Genomic DNA, 20,670 nt, shown 5'->3' on the forward strand with positions numbered 1-20,670 from the left:
TAAGCGTAAGTGAGTTGAAACACGCGGTGGCAGTCACGGCAGCGAAATCTGTCATAGCCTTTAGGGTTCTGACCATGGCGGTAAACCTGAACAGACTGACAACGGGGACAATGAACGTTAACGCTGGCCATAAGAGAACCTCAAAAGCCCGCATTATACATCAGATTCAACCAATTAGAGGCATCACCTGAAATGAGAGCAACCGTGAATAGGTTTCATAGCCCATCTGACGCATTGCAATACCAAAGCCCTGCAACTGCCCCAAATCCTGAGTGGCCCGTGGCCCCGCGACAAAAGTTCCTTTACCATGAACTTTAAACACCAGCCCTTCGCTTTGCAGATCGTTAAGTGCCTGGCGAATAGTGATACGACTGACGCTGAAAGCGTCCATCATTTCACTTTCAGAAGGCATCTTCTGATTCGGGCTGTAACTGCCTTCCAGGATCCGTGACCGCAGATATTCTTTGATCTGAATATACATCGGGTTTGACGGATCGAACTGAAAGGCCTGCAGCTCTTCCAGTCCACTGGCACTCACTTTGTCTGATTCCATATTGGCTATTTTCCACCCACTCACTATAACATGTTATAACGTGTTGCATGAAATGTGCCAAATAGTAAAATGTTTGTAACTTATTAATTTAAAGCAATAATAAAAAATCAGCGGCGGTCTGGCGGCAAAGATCTGCGCACAGAAGCAGTGCAGCGAAGGGATTTATTGCACCATAGCAATACACAGACAGGCTTTCTAACAAGGAGTCGGCCTGAAAATGCACGCCGGCCAGGCGCAATAAATGATGAACCCGATCTGGCGCTATTTTCAGCGAATAAGGGCTTGCGGGATATTGGTTTTCCATCGTGCCATTTACAATATGTTAACAGAATAAAAAGCGTTCAGAATGCGCCTGGTTATTGAAGGCTTTATTATTTTTTTGTTTTTAAAATCAAAGTGTAGAAAAAATATACTTATTTTTAACTGGCTCAGTCTGTTTATTCGCCAGAGCGGTTATTTTAATTAATTGTCATAAATTTGTCACAAAATCATCATCTGATTAACTTAAACTAAACCAGCATTAAACAAACTTACAGGTAATTCCATGGCCACAGTAAAGGCAAAAAGCGCAGGCGATGCTGAAATGCTGCTGCTCTCGGGCGCCAACAAAGTCGAGCTGGCTTATGATATTGGCTCTGACGATTTTTTCCGGCTGGCAAGTCACTGGTGTGAAAGAGGTGCAAAGATTTCCCGCAGCAGCCGCTATTTCGTGGTATCGCTGAAAGGGTTCTCCGTTCCCCCTAATGAATAATGTCAGCAGGCAGGCCAGACCGCTTTATGCGCTATGGCTTGCTCTACAGACAACCGCAATCGGTTTTCCCAATCTATTACAGATTTTCGCTCGCCACCAGCCTGAAAAACCGGCTGAGCGGGCATTACTGTTGTCACTTACTGGCGTACATCAGACATTTCCGTGCGCTGTACGGCATCCAGTGAAGCTTGTGCCCGCTCTTCACCCGTCAGCTCATACAGCTGTCCGCCACGCATTTCCAGCAGCCGGTCAGCATGGATGAAATAGTGATCATCATGGCTGATTGCCAGCACGGTTTTTCCCTGTGCTTTCAGCTGTGGCAGCAGCTGGCGGTAAAACTCCCGGCGAAAATGCGGGTCCTGATCGGCAGCCCATTCATCCAGCAACAAAATATCGCGCTGTTCGGCAATCGCCAGCAGCAAAGCCAGACGCTTAGTCTGCCCTTTTGATAACTTCAGATTCATCACCCGGTTGTCTTGTAACTGTAGCTTGTTGTCCATTTTTAAGCGGCGTAGCCAGTCTGATACCAGGCCGGCCGGAGCCGCCTCGCCTTGTGCTCCAATCAGACGGTCAAACAAATAGACATCGGTAAATACCGCAGAAAACAGCCGGCGGTAACTTTCCAGATTTTCAGCTGCCACCGGTTGTCCGTCCAGCAGGATCTGGCCGGACAGCGGCTGATAAAGGCCGGTGAGCAGCATTGCCAGCGTTGACTTCCCACTGCCATTGCCACCGATTAAAAAAACCAGCTCACCGCGTTTTAGCGTCAGATTAAGCGGACCAACCGAAAAACCCTGTGCGCCGTAATGAAATAGCAGATTACGTAATTCCAGCGTCTGCCAGCGGTCTGGCGCCGGCTGGCATGGAAAGGCAGGCTGATAATCGGAAAGTTTGAAGGTATTAAGCTTATTAAATGCCACCTGGGCGCTAAGCAGCGTGGGCAGCGCCCCGACAGCAGAAAGCAAAGGCGTGCGTAAAAATAATAAGGTCAGGGAATAGGTCGCAGCAACGGCAGTGTCTGCCCAGCCCAGGCCATTTGCCAGCCAGAAAGCCAGTCCTATAGCGCCGAGCATCATGATATTTGACCAGTTAACCGCACTCAGATGGAAAGTGTCGGCGCGCACAATATGGTGACGATATGCCCGGGCATCAGCGTCATACACCTGTTGATAAATCTGCTCAGCCCGCTGGCGATTTAAAGCCAGCTCTTTACGGCCATCAATCACCGTCTGGTAATCGGCATACAAGCGGTCTTCAATTTCCCGTAGCGATGCCATATGTCGGTATACCCGCCTGACCAGCATCCAGCCGCCTGCCAGGGTAACGGCGACCCAGATTGATGTTACCGCCAGCATGGCAGGAGAAAGCCAGCCAAGATAAGCCGCTGAGCCAATGGTCAGGATAATACCCTGAATCAGTTCAGGCAGACGCACAAAGGCAAGGGTGATGTTGCGGATATCACTGGTGAGCCCGGCAAGCAATTGTGCCTGACCAATCTGTTCAATACGCGCGACCTGGGTATCGAGAAGACGTTTAATAAATTCACCGCGCAGACGATAGACAAAATGATGTCCGAGCTGAGTCAGCGCCAGTTGCGACGCCAGCGTAATGGCCAGCAACAACAGTAATAACAATAAAAACGCCGGTAAAACGCGAAAAGAAGCATCGGCGGTGACAATCAGTTCACGATTAATGAACGCAATCATACCAATGCCCAGGCCCGCACTCAGCAAGCTGAGTAAAATGACTGCGATAAAGGGCCAGCGGTACTGTTTCAACACCACGAGCAATAACGCCATAACAACACCCCAGGAGTGATAAACTGCCAGCAGTTTAATCAGATGCTAAGCGATAGCAATAATTATTCTCATATTCAGGCAGCCAGTCAGAAAGCCCGGCGAAAGGTCAGGTTATAGCGAAAAGCGCCGCATTGCGGATGAATGCCCGCTTTTAGCGGTAAAATACCATGGAAACGCAAGCGGGAAGGTCCTCCCCAGACCACCACGTCACCATGTTCGAGCAACCGACGTTGGGTGGCGGCTTCGCGTTCGAACCCCCCGAACAGAAAAACCGCCGGTAAACCGAGAGACACCGAGACAATCGGCTGGCGCAGATCTTTCTCATCCTTATCCTGATGCAGCGTCAGTTTTGCCCCTGGCGCATAGCGATTAATCAGGCAGGCATCGGGATTAAATTCGCGAAAACCTGCCGCTCCGGCAGCCTGCACGGCCAGAGCACGAAAGCATGCGGGCATTGCTGGCCAGCGGTGCCCGCTTTGCTGGTCTTCACGACGGTACTGATAACCGCGGCTATCGGTCGACCAGCCAAAATCGCCGCAGTTTGTCATCGCCACAGACATACGATGTCCTCCCGGCGTAATGCGGTGATAAAACGGATTACGCGCGGCGATATGCTCAATTTCCTTGAGCAGGTCACCCGCCTGCACCAGCGCGAAGCGGCGCAAAATCAGCGCCCCTTCTGCCAGCGGTTCAGACCAGGGCGCTTCACCGCTAAATAAATCAAGCATTAACTCCCTCCGTCATGCTGATCCTGCTGGTCCTGCTGACGCAGAAAGGTCTTAAACTGCGGTGACATCCAGCTGCGGAATCCGCTGTCGGTTTTCATTATCAGAAATACGGCCAGTTTTTCCTTTAATGCCAGCGCCTGAGCGCGCTGTTCACCCAGCACCATCAAACCGGTATCCCAGCCATCGGCTTCCATTGCCGTGGTGGCAATAACGGTCGCTGATACCAGTCGATGCTGGATCGGTCGTCCGCTGGCCGGGTCGATGATATGCGAAATACGCTTACCATCAAGTTCATAATAGTTACGATAGCTGCCCGACGTACTGATGCCATGCCCCTGTAAATCAACAATCGCTTCCGCCGCATTTTGTTGATCGGTTGGCTTCTGTATCGCCACGCGCCACGGCTTACCCTGCGCATTGAGCCCACGTGATAATACCGCGCCCCCCACCGACACCAGATAATTGGTGATGCCCTGCTGTTCCATCAGCCGCGCCAGGTGGTCGGTGGCATAGCCTTCGCCGATAGTTGACAGATCGACATACAGCCCAGGTATATCTTTTTGTATAAAAGCGCCATTACCCTGTTCAATCACCTTCAGATGCTGCAAGCCGGTTAGCGCGCGCGCCGCATCAATCTGACGTTGTTCTGGCGTAGATACCGGCTGTTTTTGCGGACCAAAACCCCACAAATTGACCAGCGGACCTACGGTGATATCCATTGCCCCTGCGGTCTTGCGTCCAATACGCAGCGACGTGGTAATAATATCCGCCATATCATCGCTCACCGGTTGTGGTAACGTGCCCTGATACTGGTTAAATCGCGACAGTACCGAGTCGGATTTCCAGGTGGAGAGCGTCTGGTCATCCTGATCTAATTGCTGCTGAATCGCCTGCTGAAGCGCGTGCTGGCGCTGACTATCAACACCCGCCAGACTAACCCGCCAGACGGTTCCCATTGTTTTCCCTTGTAAAACCAGACCATTTTGTTGCCGGACAGGCTGACTGTTATCACAGCCAGAAAGTACAAGAATTGACCAAAAACCAATAAAATAAATGACTTTTTTCTTCATTCTGCTGCATCAAACCTGATTATTAAATGGAACTATCTTATTGTTACCTAAGGAAATTAGAGATAATTCCGAGTTAAAAACTTCGTCAGTTACGGCAATCTGGCGCCTGACAATTTATTAAAGACAGCGTCACTATAACTTAAATTAGCAGGAGAATTTCATGGCTTTTTATCTGCTCCTGGCGGCATCAATCGCCGTGCTTGTATACTCGGGGATCAAACATCACCACCACACCAACCGTAAGGGATTCCTGAAACATCCTTTGCGCAACCAGCGTCATCGCTAAACAGCCCCCTGCTCTCACCGCCCAGGTGAAAGCAGGGGCGTTACCTGCTTACCATCATATTGCTCAGCGTCTGTTTACAACCCCAGCGCCGTCAGCCCGGGATGATCATCGGGACGGCGAGCACCAGACCAGCGAAACAGACGTTGTGATTCACCGATCGGCACATCATTAATACTGGCATAACGTTCTGCCATGAGTCCGTCGGGATTAAAGCGCCAGTTTTCATTACCATAGCTACGAAACCATTGCCCCTGGTCATTTTGCCATTCATAAGCAAAACGCACGGCAATCACCTGCTGGTGCCATGCCCAGAGTTCTTTAATGAGCCGGTAGTGCTGTTCTTTGTGCCATTTACGCTGTAAAAATTGCTCAACGGCCTGACGCCCTTCAATAAATTCGCTGCGGTTGCGCCAGCGGGTATCCAGCGTATAAACGCTGGCAACACGCGCCGGATCGCAGCTATTCCAGGCGTCTTCGGCAAAGCGTACTTTCTGTTGCGCACTGTTGAAATCAAAAGGGGGTAGCAAAGACATCATTTACTCCTTAGTATGTAGACTAATCTGTCTACATGGATATTAATCACAAGTAGACCACTCTGTCTACTTGCGTTTAACGGAGAGAATAATGCTTGCTGATAGTCAGTTTGATGCCAGCGCACCGGCGCGGGAACGTATTCTTTATCAGGCCAGCGCGCTTTTCTATCAGGCGGGAATACGGGCAACCGGAATTGATCGAATTATTGCCGAGGCGGGCGTAACGAAAGTTACCTTCTATCGTCATTTTCCGTCTAAACAAGACCTGATCATTGCCTTCCTTCAGCGAAGACATCAGTGCTGGTTAGCCGCTTTTTCTGCGCAACTGACCGAAGCACTGGCACAGGGCCAGAGCTTCGACCGCGCATTAGGCACCACTCTGCTCAGCTGGTTTCAGGAAGAACGTTTCCGCGGCTGTGCATTTATTAACGCCGCAGCCGAGCTGGGGAATGACAATCCGCAATGTATGGCACTGGTTCAGATGCACAAGCAGCAGATGTACAGTGAAATAGCCTCCGCACTTCGCGCACAACCACAATGGGTCATTCAGAGCGTTTGCATGTTAGTTGAGGGGGCAATTGTTCAGGCGCAAATTGGAAAAAACAGTGAAGAGGTGATAAAGAGCCTGCAACAGGCTCTGAAAGGCTTACTGGCGGCGTAACCGAGGCTACGCCACCGGTCAGTCTTAGAACTGATAAACCAGACCCAGACCCACAACGTTGTCGGTATTGATACCGGCACTGCGTGTAAAGTCGTTGTCTTTCATCAGGTTGATCTGATAGTCAACATACGTAGACATGTTTTTGTTGAAGAAGTAAGTGGCACCCACATCAACATATTTTTTCAGGTCCTGGTTGCCATAACCTTCAATATCGTTACCGCGAGAAGACAGGAAGGCCAGTGACGGACGCAGACCGAAGTCGAACTGATACTGAGCAACCAGTTCCCAGTTATCCGCGCTGTGCGCATAGCCATAAGCCGAGCTGCCGTTAGTGCTATCGCCAAAACGGGTCGCCTTGTTGGAACGGGTGTACTGCGCTGCCAGATAAATATTATTGGCATCATATTTCACGCCGCCGGTGTAGGCTTCAGCTTTTTTACCGCGACCCAGTGCACCCGGTGCGTTCTGCGTATCAGTACGGTCGGCCTGGAACATTGCCGCACCGATACTGACACCAGCACCCAAGTCATAAGTGGTGCTCAGACCCCAGCTGTCGCCGTTGGAATTGAGCATGTCACGACCGCCTTCACCTGACGGGCTGTTGTTTTTACCCTGGTACTGCACGGCAAAGTTCCAGCCGTCAACCAGGCCAAAGAAGTTATTATTACGGTAAGTCGCCATACCGTTACCACGCTGGAACATGAACTGATCCGCGCCATAGGTATCGCCACCGAATTCTGGCAGTACGTCGGTCCAGGCGGCTACGTCATAGATAACACCATAGTTACGGCCGTAGTCGAATGAACCGGCATCACCAAAGCGCAGGCCAGCAAAACCGATACGGGTCGCATTGCCAGAGTTAGAATCGCTGCCTTCAGAATTATTCAGATTATACTGGTATTCCCATTGACCATAACCAGTAAGCTGATTAGAGATCTGCGTTTCGCCCTGAACGCCTAAACGCATATATGATTTATCGCCATCTGAACTGTCGTTCTTGGAGAAATAGTGCAGGCCGTCGACTTTACCGTAAAGATCCAATTTGTTGCCATCTTTATTGTAAACTTCCGCTGCGCTGGCGCTCCCGGCTGCTGCTAAAAGCGCAGGAACCATCAGAGACAGAATACGAATTTTCATTTAATTACCCTCTAGTTATGTGCCTTAATTGCCACTGCAAGCTGAATGCTGAATATTCAACCGGCGCATTCATGTTAATACCCGAGGAGTAATAATCTACTTCGTAATTGCTACTAAATTTCCAAATATGTTTCATTGAGTATGAAAGGTATTTCAGAGTGTAAATTACGCGGAACTTTCAATCAGCACAATTTGGCAAAAAATAATTATCATAAAACAAACATTATATAAATAATTATACATATCAGTAAGTTATAATATTTCATTTCATGGCGCACTGAATGATAAAACAAAAGACTAATCTACCCATAAAATTTAACGCGCTATCATCATTTTTTTAGTTATTACCTTCATTCACCCCGAATGAGTTGTTTTACCCTTATTTTTATCGCCGGATCTTAGTATCCGGCATTTTTTTGTTTTGCTTAATTTGTCAGAAAATGTCAAGTTAGTTCAACCTTTCTAAATATACGGATAATTCTTATTTTTTTACGTTCGCCTTTCTGCCACAAAAAAAATGCCTCAGCCTGCTTTAATAAGCTGCTTTCACATTAGCAAGCGAAGCGTTAATATTGCCGCTGATAAAAATAGCGCCTTGTCTGGTTGTCGCAGTGACAGCGTGACCAGTCAACGCGATCGGCCTTCACTCACCGATCGGTAGCAGACACAGCGAGTGAGGTTACAGCGGAAATGCCACGGCAGAAAACTTCCCGCCAGCAAGACGGTGTCACCGCTTACAGTAATGGGAAATTTCCGTCATGACATCCTGCGAATATACAGGTATTCTGACCAATCGGTTCTGATGCAATATGCTTATGCTCTGCAGGATTTTCGCTCTGGCGACGGTTCCGTGCCGCCAACAGCCTTTATTTTTGTTTTTTTAGTCTTGGTTGCGGCGGCGCAAACGCCCAGCTGGTTATCCATTAATTTGCCTCTGACAGAGACACTATGCTGCCCTACAAGCTTTCATTTACCTCAGGCAACGTGACACGATTTTTCGTGCTGTTCATTGTGGTGTTACTTCTGGCTCTGGGCTTTATGGTAAACAGCGCGGTCAATTCATGGCTGACGAGCAAGCGCTATGATATGGCCAGTATCGCGCACAGCATGCAAAAACGTATCGATACTTACCGCTTTGCCACCTGGCAGATTTATGAAAATCTGGCAGCCAGTGCAGCGGGAGCCACACCGGGTAATCTGCAGGAAACCCGCCTGCGCCCTGACGTTTACTACCTTGAAAAAAACCGGCGTAAAACCGAAGCCCTGATCTTTGGCTCGCATGACGGCAATACCCTGGACATGACCCAACGCATATCTGATTACCTTGATACGCTGTGGGGCGCTGAAAACAGCAACTGGTCAATGTATTTTCTTAACGGCCAGGATAACAGCCTGATCGTGATTTCCACCCTGCCTTTGAAAGATATGGCCACACGCTATAAAGAAACCGCGATAAATAATCTGGTCGATGCCCGGCGGGCTGAGATGTTGCAACAGGCAACGGCACTGGATGAACGGGAAAGTTTTTCGCCATTGCGCCGTTTCACCTGGCAAAACGATCACTATTTTACCCTGCGGACGACTTTTAATCAGCCGGGCCACCTGGCAACGGTTGTTGCTTTCGATCTTCCCATCAACGATTTGATTCCCGCCACCATGCCGCTGGAAAACTTTCAGCTCAGGCAGGATAACTCGGCAGTCAATGAGGATGATGACGCCGATGATGATGATGAGATGAGTAACAATACGCACGTTGCGTTTACTAATCCCAATATTGAAATCACTGCATCATTACCCAGCACGCCATTACAGCTACTTTATCGGGTATCAGTCACAAACCTGATTGCCGACACGCTACGCAACCTGCTCTGGCCACTGCTGGCAGATTTTATACTACTGATACTGTCGTTAGCCGGACTTTTTCTGTTACGACAACAGTCTCTGCGACCGGGGGAACACCAGAGCGCCGAACTGGATTCAGTTCGTATGCTGAATGAAGAAATTGTCAGCAGCCTGCCGCTCGGCTTACTGGTATATGACTTTGCCGCTAACCGTACCATCATCAGCAATAAAATCGCCGAACATCTGCTGCCACATTTAAATCTGCAAAAAATCATAAATATGTCGGACCAGCATCAGGGCGTTCTGCAGGCAACCGTCAATAATGAAGTCTATGAAATTCGTCACGCCCGCAGCATGATTGCCCCGCAGACCCAGTTATTTTTAATGCGTGATCAGGATCGGGAACTGCTGGTGAATAAAAAACTCCAGCGCGCCCAGCAAATCCTGGATAAAAATCATCAGATTCGTCAGCAGTTATTGCAAAATCTTGGCCATTCATTGCAAAAACCGCTGAAACTATTAGTTGAAAAATTGCAGGCCATTGCGCCATCACGACTGGAAGAAACCCAGGCGCAGGCTATCGACGCTTCCCAGGGACTCAGCCGTCTGGTTGATGATATTGTGTTGTTAAACCAGCTGGAAATTCAGGACTGGGCACCGGATGCTGCCTCATTTAATCTGCAGCAGCTGTTAGATGCACTGACGCAGGAAATCCTGCCCTCAATTACCCGTAAAGGCTTGCAACTGATTGTTGATAATCAGCTTTCCAGCGAAGAGATGCGTTTTGGTGACAGCCGTGCGATTCACAAAGTCCTGTCAACCCTGCTGCATTACGCCATAACCACCACGGCCTGGGGCAGAATCAGCATGAAAATCAGCAGCCCCGCCGAACGCCCGGACCAGCTGGTGATGCAGATTGTTGATACCGGTAGCGGGCTAAAGGAAGAGGAAATCGGTAATACCGACTTTCCTTTTCTTGGCGAAACCAGTGCAGACCGCTTTGGTGCCGCTTCCGGTCTGGCCTTTTTCCTGTGCAAACAGCTGTGCAAACAGCTGGGCGGCGCGCTGGAAATTCAGGCACGCCCTGACATCGGTACACGCTACAATGTCACTCTTCACGCCCCGCAGGAACCACAGCAGGAACGGGAAGAAAAATTACTGGAAGGTGTCACCACGTTGATTGATATCGCCGTGGAAGATATCCGTAAAATCGTCATTCGACTGCTGGAGAACTGGGGGGCCATCTGCCTGATGCCCGATGAGCGTCTATCCAGTCAGGAATACGATCTGTTACTGACTGACGACCCGGCGAATCTGTCCGCATGGTCGTTACTGCTCACTGATGATGAACCAGGTTTTACTGCAATTGGCCCCGGCCAGTTTCGCGTTAACTTTAATATTACTGGCGCAATGCAGGACGCCCTGCTGCAATTGATTGAACAACAACTTTCCGAAGAGGGTGTAACGGAAACGGAGGAGGTCACCTCACAGCAAATTGCCAGTGGATATTTCCAACTATTTGTTGACACAGTACCAGATGATGTAAAGAGACTGTATAATGAAGCCACGAATGAGGACTACAGTTCGCTTGCTCTGACAGCACATCGTTTAAAAGGTGTGTTTGCCATGTTAAATTTAACTCAGGGCAAGCGACTTTGTGAAATTTTAGAACAGCACATCAAAGCATGTGATACATCAAACATTGAAAATACCACCAGTCAAATTGACCAGTACGTCAATGAACTGCTGCAGCAGGGTAACCAATAATATGAATAATCTGAACGTAATTATCGCCGATGACCATCCTATTGTTCTGTTCGGTATCCGTAAGTCACTGGAGCAAATCGAATGGGTCAATGTAGTGGGTGAGTTTGAAGACTCAACAGCGCTGATTAATAGTCTGTCCAGGCTGGACGCAAATGTCCTGATTACCGATCTTTCGATGCCGGGAGAAAAGTATGGTGATGGGATCACGCTGATAAAATACATCAAACGCCACTATCCAGATCTGTCGATTATTGTGCTCACCATGAACAATAACCCGGCGATTCTCAGCTCAGTGCTGGACCTGGATATAGAAGGCATTGTATTAAAACAGGGAGCCCCGACCGATCTGCCAAAAGCGCTGGCTGCGCTGCAAAAAGGCAAGAAATATACCCCTGATAGCGTTGCTAAATTACTGGAAAAAATTAGCGCTGGTGGCTACGGTGACAAACGTTTATCACCGAAAGAGAGTGAAGTTTTACGCCTGTTTGCCGAAGGATTTCTGGTGACAGAAATTGCCAGAAAACTCAATCGCAGTATTAAGACTATCAGCAGTCAGAAAAAATCAGCGATGATGAAACTTGGTGTTGATAATGATATTGCGCTGCTTAATTATCTTTCCTCTGTAAATACGGCACTGCCGGACAGAGATTAATTTTCAGAATAAGAGTAAAAAGCCGGTTATCCCCGGCTTTTTATTTTATTACTTCAAATTGATTGCTTGTCAGGCTGTTGCCGACTGCGCCGCACCTGCTCGGCATAACGCGCCAATGCATGACGCAGCGTATCCAGCGTCACCGGCTTAGAAAGACAGCTGTCCATCCCGGCATCGATACAACGCCGTTTTTCTTCCGCCAGCGCATTAGCCGTAACGCCAACGATGGGGAATGTCCAGCCACTCTCACGCAGGCGTTGAGTCAGACGATAACCGTCCATATTGGGCATATTGACATCAGTAAGCACAATATCAATCTCAGAGCGCCCCATCACATTCAACGCATCCATCCCATCCTGAGCCATTTTCACCTGATAACCCAGCGTGTTCAGCTGTTCCGAAAGCAGCATCCTGTTGATTGGATGGTCATCAACCACAAGAATAAGAATATCCTCGTTAGAATCAGGCTGTACCACTGGCATTGACCTGACACGCGCATCGGCTGCATCAACATCCGCACCATATATCTTCGCCAGTAACAGCGGCAGTTCATGTGGCGCAACGGTACTGATAACCCAGTGACCTGGGGCCCGTTCAACCGGCGCCTCAATGTGGCGATTATCAAACAGAATAGTGGCCCGTGAAAGCGGTTCGTCAGGTAAAAGATAATCGCTGATCAGCACATCTTCTTTATTGGTACAAGGAGAGTCACTGCGATATACCGCCATACCCTCGGCGGCGAGCAGGCGGGTGAGATACGCCGCCAGCACGTCGTTGCGCATCACCAGCCAGACGCGCTGACCGGCCAGAGACTGATGCAGTACAGGGGCTGCCCGCCGGCTATTGTATAATGGAATACGGACAATAAACTGACTTCCCATACCAGGTTCCGCATCCACCTGAATGTCGCCATCCATCATATTGACCAGTTTTTCGCAGATAGCCAGTCCCAGGCCGGTCCCCTGAAAGTTACGCTGTACCCCGGTGCCCACCTGAAAAAAGGGGTCGAAAAGACGCGTCAGTTCTCTACCCGGTATCCCTACCCCGGTGTCACGAACCCGGATGGCCAGATAGCCCTCATGCACAAAGGCATGCAGAGTGATTCCGCCTGTGTGAGTGAATTTAATGGCATTATTTAACAGGTTAGAAATGACCTGCTGCAACCGCATCGGATCACCATCCAGCGTAGCGGGAACGTCGTGTTCAATCAGAACATACAGCGTCAGATGTTTTTTAACAATCAGCGATAAATAGTTGGCGGTTATGTGCGTAAGAATTTCGACGGGTGAAAATTCACGGGGTTCAATACGCAGTTGTTCCGATTCAATTTTAGAAAAATCGAGAATATCGCTGATAATTTTCAGCAACAGATTGGAAGAATTATTCATCGCAGTGACCAGCGTATCCACGCCTTTTGGCAATGATTTTGTCTGTAATAAATCCAGATTACCAATAATGCCATACAGGGGCGTACGCAGCTCATGACTGACGGTCGCAAGAAACATCGATTTTGACTGGCTGGCCTGTTCAGCGGCCTGGGCCATTTCGTGCAACGACCGTTCCATCTGCACGCGGGTACTGACGTCAACCAGCACGCAAATAGCCACATTTTCATTACGGTAGCGTGAATGCACAAAACTGATCTGCAGGTTAGTATTACTGCCGGTCAGCACATCAACAAAATTGACCTGTTGACCGCAGATCATCTCCGTCAGTCGCTGGCGGTCTTCATGGGTCAGCATATTCAGATAGTTATGCGCCAGCTCGTTACTGAGAATGTTGGTGCCATCACTGATACGCAGAATGCAGATTCCCACCGGTGCGGAAGCAACAATTTTACGGTTAAATTGCTCATGTTCTTCAAGGCGATGGGCATTATCTTCGGCTGGCAGAAACATACGCCGCTCAAATAACCAGGCGAGCGTAAACAGCATCAATGCACTGACCAGGTTAAGCAACAAGGCATTAATCAGCACCATTTTCAGTTGTTCAAACAGGACGGCGCCGGGTATGGAATAAACGATACTGAGATTTGAGGGTACAAGGGCCCGCTTAAATACCAGCTGGTCATAATTATTGAGGTAACCGAACCAGCTATGATCGGCCGGCAAATTGTTCTGATTAACCGGACTATTACGGGAAGAGCTTAATACAGGCTGATTATTCTGATCCACCAGCGTGGCCACTACCGCCAGGCTGCCTGGGGCAATAAAATCCTCCAGACGCAATGTCTGCTCCACCCCCAGCAACGCCGCCACTTTATTGGCCAGATAAACCGGCATCATCATATAAAATGATCCGATACCCGGCTGTGCTGCCGGTGACACCCATGTCATGCTGTTTTTACGGTCAACCTCGCTGCCGTTGCGATATCGCAGAATGTGCTCCTGCAGCGATTTAAAACTTTTCTCCCGCTCAAAGGCGCTATTACCCAGGGTATAGTCCGCCAGACACTGGCTGTCGCTACTGGTAAAAAACACCCGGTTTAGCTCATAAGAGGTCGTCACGTTGGACTTCCAGTACTGTAAAAAATAGCTCAGCGAAGCCAGCGAATTATGCCAGGTACTGCTCATGACATTGCAGTCTGAACTGGAATACAACGGATAAAATTCAGGCAGACTGACATTCTTATCTGCGCTGCCAGTCGTCACCTTGTCCGAAACGTTTGCCGTATTACTGAGACGATTTTCCGCAATAAATTTTAGCTGGCGGGTGATGCTGGCGGAATCACGAACAAAGGATGCAACCTGTTCATAGTTGACCGTCAGCTCCTGTCGGATGGCTGTTTCACGTCCGTGCAATACGTTAATCAGGTAAAAAACTGTGACGAGAGCCCCAAGCAGCCAGAGTAATAGCGCCACTGCCCGTGACAAGTAACGGGAAATACGAAGCGTGGTACGAAAAGAGACTAGATATTTCAAACAGTGCTCACTGCGGTATGCGTGACAAAAAGACGGGTGTTATTAGAAAAACACACTAACTTTATCTGTTTAAAAAAGCCAGTAACACAAGGCAAAAAATGCGCAATCAGCGGCGCAGTTAACAGGATAAAGGCAAAAATTAACCGGGCGATGCAAACTCAGCGGATAAAATAACAGCGGCCCTTTAGCCGCTGTCTTTAGCCATGTTACTTAACCGGAATTTGTTGCGTTATGCAGTGAATATTGCCGCCGCCTAACAGAATCTCGCGCGCCGGTACGCCGGTTATCATGTATCCTGGATAGAGTTCTTTAAACAGGGCAGCCATTTCAGCATCATGTTTAGGATCCAGCAGCGGATAGACTATCTGACCATTGGTAATCAGATAATTAGCATATGAAGCCGCGAGACGTTCGCCTGATTCACGCTGCATCCCTTCGGAAACGTCAACCCCGTCGGCTTCCTCTTGTGAAATGTAAAGAGGACCTGGCAGAGGAATCTTATGTACTTTAATTTTGCGGCCTTTAGCATCGCTCTGGCTTTCCAGCACGTCCAGCGCCTTGCGCGAAATATCATACTGCGGATCTGAAGGATTATCACACCAGGTCAGGACAATTTCGCCAGGCCGTACCACATGAATCAGGTTATCAACATGACCGTTAGTTTCGTCATTAAACAGGCCGTTAGGGATCCAGATAACTTTATCCACGCCCAGATACTCACAGAGAACATGCTCAATTTCATGCCGGTTCAGCTGCGAATTACGACTGGGGTGTAATAAACACTCTTCAGTGACAAATAACGTCCCCTCTCCATCCGTGTGGATAGAGCCACCTTCAAGTACAATCGGCGCCCGGTAGCTGTCAAAGCCGCCGGCTTCACACACTTTTTGTGCAACCTGATCGTCTCTGTCCCAGGGGAAATAAAGTCCATCAACTAAACCACCCCATGCATTGAAATGCCAGTCCACCCCACGGCGTTCACCCTCCGCATTCATAACAAAAGTGGGGCCAATATCGCGCATCCAGGAGTCATTACTGCTCATCTCCAGCAAGCGAATATTGGCTGGCAACAGTTCACGTGCATGGGCGAATTGTGCGGCACTTGCCACCATGGTTACCGGGGTGGTTTGTGCAATTGCTTTTGCCACTTCAACAAAAATTTTCTGTGCGGGTTTAGCGCCGTTACGCCAGTTATCGGTACGTTCCGGCCAGACCATCCAGATTTCCTGCTGGGGCTGATGTTCACCAGGCATTCTGAATCCATCCCGGCGTGGTGTTGAATTAATTCTTTTGCTCATGACAAATTCCTTTTCATATATGTTTCTGTTGAGAATAAGCAGTATGTGAATTTCCCTCCTGGTTTTTATGCATCACAGCCAGGTGCAGCAGGATTTCACCAATCAGAACGGTGACCACAACCCCTGCCAGAACCGGACCACTGTATGCCCAATCCATCTGCCATTTGGTGAGCTCAGGGAAGATAAATATCACCACTGCCTGCAGGATGACCAGGAAGCAAATACAGCTTAAAATCCACTGCACCAGTTTGCTTCCGGGTACTTTAAACGGGCGTGGCGTGGCAGCGTCGCTGATACGCAGTTTGATAAAGGCAGGAAACATGAACAGATAAGGCAGCAAAAAGATACAGCTGGAGAAGGCGAAAACTGACCAGAAAAGTTCATCACTGTCCTGGGCAAAAAGCGCATAAGCGGCAATCACCAGTGTAGAAACAATGCCGGTAAGCATATTCGCCCCCACCGGTGTACCATGCTTTGCGGATGTTTTAGCAAATACGGCAGGTAATTCACCCTCGCCTGCTGCTTCGGCGGCCGCGCGGCTGGCACCCATTGTCCATGTCACCATGTTACCGAGAAAAGTCAGCAACGCCATGGTACCTACCAGATAGACCATCGCAGAACCCAGCGCCGAATCACCAAATAACTTATGTAAGGTGTCGATAATGCCACCCACCAGGCTGATATTGTCAACCGGCAGTGCCATCAGAATACCGACGGTACCGAAAACGTATAAAAATGCCGTTATCCCTGCCGCCAGAAAAATGGATTTCGGCATATCGTTAACGTTTTTCATCTCTTTGGTCATGGTTGCGACCAGTTCGAACCCCATCAGGTTAAACACTAACGCCGGTAAAAATGAGGCCCCGGTATCCAGACTGGGTAACATGGCAGAAAAACTAAATTTATTGGCGACACCGTGATTGTAGGCATAAATACAGCCACAAACACCCAGTACGCCGATGACTGACACTTTCAGGATTGCACCTATATTTGATACCCAGACACCAACGTCAACAGAGATATTGCATATCCAGATTGTCAACCATGTCAGAGCAACACATAAGACAATAATCCATAATAAGGGCAATTCAGGAAAGAATAAATTAGCAAACATTCCTGCACACATAATATAAACCGCCGGCATCCACAGACCAACATTTACCCAATAAAACCATGTAGTACGGACTGCCCAGCGGTAACCGAATGCTTTTTTCACCCAATCATATATTCCACCTTCCCCTAGATAAGTGGTTCCCAGTTCAGAAGTAATCAGGCCATAAGGTATAACAAAAATAATGAATGTCACTAACCACCAGCCAATTGCGCTGACGCCTATAGAAGCCGAAGCAGTTAACGTATCAATGACTATAACCGCACAAAGGCTGAACAGCGCAAGGCTGCCAACCCCGAGTTTCTTATCAGAACCTTGCGTATCCATAGATTTTCTCCCCGTGAATAATTATCATGAAATTTAGATTTCTAACCGGACAAGCCTCATGCGGTTAATATAGATTCATGACCACAGGCAGGTGAAAACCAGAATCAATTATCGAAAAATAATCACACCCCAAAGTTAATTTCGTGAACAACACCATAATTACCGACAACCTATTTTTTTTAACAAGCATCATTGATTCTAATCAAAATTCAAAATGGGGTATTAACAGTATTTTCTTATGACGTAATACTGAAAAAGGCAACCGAAATGAACAAAGAAAAACCTGTATTAGTCGTCGCTGTAGGCGGAAATGCTTTATTACAACGTGGAGAAGTAATGAGCTATGAAAATCAGAAAAAAAACATCGATGTCGCCGCGCATTCTCTGGCTGAGCTGAATAAATCCTGGCGCGTTGTCATTGTTCACGGTAACGGGCCACAAGTTGGTTTACTGGCATTGCAAGGGTTATCGTATCGTGACGTACCACCTTATCCGATGGATGTATTAGGCGCAGAAAGTCAGGGAATGATAGGTTACATGCTGGCACAGTCATTAAAAAAATATATACCTGAAATGACAGTCAGTACGTTACTTACTCAAGTAAGAGTAGATAAAAACGATCCCGCATTTAAAGATCCTAATAAATTTATTGGTCCGGTATACAGTGAACAGATAGCCAGGGAGAGAGCAAAAGAATTTGGCTGGGATATTAAACCCGATGGCGAATACTGGCGCCGGGTGGTTCCTTCACCCGCACCACAAAGTATCGTTGAAATCGACAGTATTCACGCACTATTAGCGGCCGGAAATATGGTCATTTGCTGTGGTGGCGGTGGCTGTCCTGTGGTATATCATCCCGAGGGTCCTGAAGGCGTAGAAGCCGTCATTGACAAAGACCTTTCCGCCGCAACATTAGCTAAGCAATTGAATGCTGAGCACTTTCTCATTCTGACTGATGGTGATAATGTCTGTGTTAACTGGGGAAAACCTGACGAAAAGCCGTTATACGACATCACCGTTGAACAGATTGAGCGGTATAAATTTGCTGCCGGTTCAATGGGTCCAAAAGTCGCTGCCTGTTGTGATTTTGCCCGCCTGACTTCAGGTACCGGGCATATTGGTTCACTGCATAAAGCGGCATTGATTATGGAAGGGAAGTCGGGTACCCATATTCATCCTTAACAGAAGAAAATATGAGAAAAGAACCAACAGAACATCGATTGAAGCGAATTCGCCAGGCCGCTATTCAGTTAGCCACACAACGTAGTATAAATACCATTTCAATTTACGATGTCGCACGCGAGGCTGCTATTGCAGCCTCTACCGTCTACCATCACTATCCAAATATTGAAGCATTGTTCTGCGAGTTAATGAATGATGTTTTCAGTGAGTTCTCCCGGGTTTTACATCACGCGGTCGATGACAGCAAGGTCAACCACTGGACCGATATAAACCGTATGATAGAACAAAGTTTCGTCGAGCATTACCGCAACACCCCCCTTGTTCAGCATATTCTGTTAGGACACCATACATACACTTCCGTCAGCCATGCCGATGCCGATGCCGATGCCGATGCCGAAAATGATATTCTGCTAGGCCAGCAGGTAGAAAGCATTTACCGCAGCTATTTTCAGCTGCCGGAATTACCGCAAGACGTTAATATATTTTGTATTGCACTTCAGCTGGCTGATAAGGTGTATGCCATGAACTTTCGTGAGGGTGGCACAATTACCGCGGAGATGGAACGCGAAGCGATCATTATCACCGAAGCCTATTTAGGCACCTATCTGCCAAAAAACATGACAAGAGCAATATAGTTCCGTAATAAAACTATCAATAATGGTTATTATTTTAATTAACATGCTGCCTGAAAAATTATTCTATCGGATGAAAAATCGACGGGTATTTTCCGCCATATAGATTTAAAAAACATCTGCTCATAAATAAATCCTTTAATCATACTAATTAAATTCATCTCGTTAAATGAAGCATTACTTATATTTCAGCCAGTATGATTAAAAAATGCTATCGAACAACTCCTGCTTTTTCAGGGAAATTATATGAACGCAGTCAAGATTATTTAAAAAGTAGCGCTAAAAAACCGATTTCTGATTCTGATTGAAGAAAGTGAATTTCAGCCGGCAGATAATGTGTTTTGTAATCGTTGTATATGCCTCACCGGCATTTATTTGTTGACAACAAAGGAGCTGTTTATGAGATTACCGTCCTCCAGCGCAACCAATTTGCACAAACCCACTTTGCGCCATTTCCTCAACACCCAGGACTTTACTAAAGAGGAACTGAGCGATATTTTGCATTTGATGACGCTGCTCAAGCAAGCCCGGCGCGATAATGCCGTGCCACAGCTATTTAAGAATAAGTCTGTTGCCATGATCTTCGAACAGCCCTCAACCCGTACGCGGGTTTCATTTGAAACTGCCGCTACGGCTCTTGGCGGTCACGCGCTGTTTCTTTCACCAAAAGATATTCACCTCGGTGCCAAAGAAAATCTGGAAGACACCGCACGGGTACTGTCACGTATGGTGGACGTGATTATGGCACGGGTAAATCATCATGAAACCGTAGCAGGACTGGCAGAGCACTCCACCGTTCCGGTCATCAATGGCTTGTGTGACTGGCTGCATCCGACACAAATCATGGCTGACCTGTTTACCATGCATGAACACTTGCCGGAAGGTAAAACGCTCAGCGATCTGACGGTAGCCTTTGTCGGTGATGCAACCAACGTCGCTTCTTCGCTGATGTTTGCCTGCACCCAGTTCGGGATGACCTTCAAACATATTTGCCCTGACCGCTTTAAAGCACCGCAAAAATGGATTGAAATCGCACTGGGCAATTGCGAAACGTCCGGCGGAAAACTGGTGATTACCGAAGATACCGATGCGGTTAAAGGCTGTGATGTCGTCGTTGCCGATAGTTTTTATTGGTTTGGTCAGGAAGATGAAAAAGATATTCGACTGTCCACCTTTATCCCCGATTATGTGGTCACGGAAGAATTAATGAACAAAGCCGGTCCGAAGGCCTTATTCATGCACTGCCTGCCGGCAAACGATCAGCGAGAATGCACGCGCGAAGTGATGGAATCAGGTAACTCAGTCATCTTCGATGAAGCAGAAAACCGTCTGACCGCTCAGATGGCCTGCTGGTTTATTTCACCTACAAAGATATCGCGGTAGCGAGCGAAGATACCAAAATTGAACACTATCACCGGGT

General features: G+C 48.0%; 18 protein-coding genes. 8 read left to right on the plus strand and 10 right to left on the minus strand.

Going from position 1 to position 20,670, the window contains the following annotated elements:
- Together BL249_RS04405 and BL249_RS04410 are read right to left on the minus strand one after the other, a co-directional pair.
- The coding region (locus BL249_RS04405) for an IS1 family transposase (RefSeq protein WP_342633895.1) at positions 1-131 on the minus strand (131 nt) is incomplete at its 3' end.
- 35 nt (positions 132-166) lie between these two features.
- Positions 167-553: a GntR family transcriptional regulator gene (locus tag BL249_RS04410; RefSeq protein WP_099706061.1), complete on the minus strand. Its 387-nt coding sequence runs from the start codon at positions 551-553 to the stop codon at positions 167-169.
- A 544-nt stretch (positions 554-1,097) separates the two neighbouring features.
- Here BL249_RS04410 and BL249_RS04420 point away from each other — a divergent pair.
- Positions 1,098-1,304: a hypothetical protein gene (locus BL249_RS04420; RefSeq protein ID WP_099706063.1), complete on the plus strand. Its 207-nt coding sequence runs from the start codon at positions 1,098-1,100 to the stop codon at positions 1,302-1,304.
- Positions 1,305-1,441: 137 nt separating this feature from the next.
- On the opposite strand, the gene BL249_RS04425 is transcribed toward BL249_RS04420, so the two are convergent.
- The 3 genes from BL249_RS04425 to apbE all read right to left on the minus strand — a co-directional run bounded on the left by BL249_RS04425 (position 1,442) and on the right by apbE (position 4,901).
- Positions 1,442-3,103 carry a multidrug ABC transporter permease/ATP-binding protein gene (locus BL249_RS04425; RefSeq protein WP_099706064.1) on the minus strand — a complete coding sequence of 554 codons (1,662 nt, stop codon included), beginning with the start codon at positions 3,101-3,103 and terminating at the stop codon, positions 1,442-1,444.
- A gap of 86 nt (positions 3,104-3,189) precedes the next feature.
- Positions 3,190-3,831 (minus strand): DNA oxidative demethylase AlkB, encoded by a 642-nt coding sequence (alkB, locus tag BL249_RS04430; protein WP_099706065.1) that lies wholly within the window; start codon positions 3,829-3,831, stop codon positions 3,190-3,192.
- The gene (gene apbE / locus BL249_RS04435; protein WP_099706066.1) at positions 3,831-4,901 is read right to left on the minus strand and encodes an FAD:protein FMN transferase ApbE; all 1,071 of its coding nucleotides are present in this window, start codon (positions 4,899-4,901) and stop codon (positions 3,831-3,833) included. Before apbE ends, alkB begins: the two co-directional genes overlap by 1 nt.
- 160 nt (positions 4,902-5,061) lie before the next feature.
- Here apbE and BL249_RS19355 point away from each other — a divergent pair, with 160 nt between their 5' ends.
- On the plus strand, positions 5,062-5,187 hold the full coding sequence (locus BL249_RS19355; RefSeq protein ID WP_256385425.1) for a hypothetical protein: 126 nt from the start codon (positions 5,062-5,064) through the stop codon (positions 5,185-5,187).
- Between the two features lie 74 nt (positions 5,188-5,261).
- On the opposite strand, the gene BL249_RS04440 is transcribed toward BL249_RS19355, so the two are convergent.
- Positions 5,262-5,720 carry a nuclear transport factor 2 family protein gene (locus tag BL249_RS04440; protein ID WP_168174289.1) on the minus strand — a complete coding sequence of 153 codons (459 nt, stop codon included), beginning with the start codon at positions 5,718-5,720 and terminating at the stop codon, positions 5,262-5,264.
- A gap of 91 nt (positions 5,721-5,811) precedes the next feature.
- On the opposite strand from BL249_RS04440, the gene BL249_RS04445 reads away from it, so the two are divergent.
- Positions 5,812-6,381, plus strand: a complete 570-nt coding sequence (locus BL249_RS04445) for a TetR/AcrR family transcriptional regulator (RefSeq protein ID WP_099706068.1) — start codon at positions 5,812-5,814, stop codon at positions 6,379-6,381.
- A gap of 24 nt (positions 6,382-6,405) precedes the next feature.
- On the opposite strand, the gene ompC is transcribed toward BL249_RS04445, so the two are convergent.
- Entirely contained in the window at positions 6,406-7,518 is a 1,113-nt protein-coding gene (gene ompC / locus BL249_RS04450) for a porin OmpC (RefSeq protein ID WP_099706069.1), read from the minus strand.
- 948 nt (positions 7,519-8,466) lie between these two features.
- Here ompC and rcsD point away from each other — a divergent pair.
- Positions 8,467-11,127: a phosphotransferase RcsD gene (gene rcsD, locus BL249_RS04455; RefSeq protein ID WP_099706070.1), complete on the plus strand. Its 2,661-nt coding sequence runs from the start codon at positions 8,467-8,469 to the stop codon at positions 11,125-11,127.
- 1 nt (position 11,128) lies between these two features.
- A complete protein-coding gene (rcsB, locus tag BL249_RS04460; RefSeq protein ID WP_099706071.1) occupies positions 11,129-11,779 on the plus strand; it encodes a response regulator transcription factor RcsB in 651 nt (216 codons plus the stop codon).
- 53 nt (positions 11,780-11,832) lie between these two features.
- Here rcsB and rcsC read toward each other — a convergent pair whose 3' ends face one another.
- From rcsC to BL249_RS04475, 3 genes are all read right to left on the minus strand, one after another.
- Positions 11,833-14,700, minus strand: coding sequence for a two-component system sensor histidine kinase RcsC (gene rcsC / locus BL249_RS04465; RefSeq protein WP_099706072.1), 2,868 nt, complete (start codon positions 14,698-14,700; stop codon positions 11,833-11,835).
- Between the two features lie 206 nt (positions 14,701-14,906).
- Positions 14,907-15,998, minus strand: coding sequence for an agmatine deiminase (aguA, locus tag BL249_RS04470; protein WP_099706073.1), 1,092 nt, complete (start codon positions 15,996-15,998; stop codon positions 14,907-14,909).
- A gap of 13 nt (positions 15,999-16,011) precedes the next feature.
- Positions 16,012-17,436 (minus strand): APC family permease, encoded by a 1,425-nt coding sequence (locus tag BL249_RS04475; RefSeq protein WP_099706074.1) that lies wholly within the window; start codon positions 17,434-17,436, stop codon positions 16,012-16,014.
- Positions 17,437-17,703: 267 nt separating this feature from the next.
- Between BL249_RS04475 and arcC the strand changes: the two genes are divergently transcribed.
- The 3 genes from arcC (at position 17,704) to argF (ending at position 20,633) form a co-directional block, all read left to right on the plus strand.
- Positions 17,704-18,618 carry a carbamate kinase gene (arcC, locus tag BL249_RS04480; RefSeq protein ID WP_099706075.1) on the plus strand — a complete coding sequence of 305 codons (915 nt, stop codon included), beginning with the start codon at positions 17,704-17,706 and terminating at the stop codon, positions 18,616-18,618.
- Between the two features lie 11 nt (positions 18,619-18,629).
- A complete protein-coding gene (locus BL249_RS04485) occupies positions 18,630-19,253 on the plus strand; it encodes a TetR/AcrR family transcriptional regulator (RefSeq protein WP_099706076.1) in 624 nt (207 codons plus the stop codon).
- Between the two features lie 396 nt (positions 19,254-19,649).
- Positions 19,650-20,633, plus strand: coding sequence for an ornithine carbamoyltransferase (argF, locus tag BL249_RS04490; protein ID WP_199073431.1), 984 nt, complete (start codon positions 19,650-19,652; stop codon positions 20,631-20,633).
- The last annotated feature ends 37 nt before the right edge of the window (positions 20,634-20,670 follow it).

Source organism: Erwinia sp. OLFS4, from assembly GCF_002752165.1.
Classification (GTDB): domain Bacteria; phylum Pseudomonadota; class Gammaproteobacteria; order Enterobacterales; family Enterobacteriaceae; genus Izhakiella.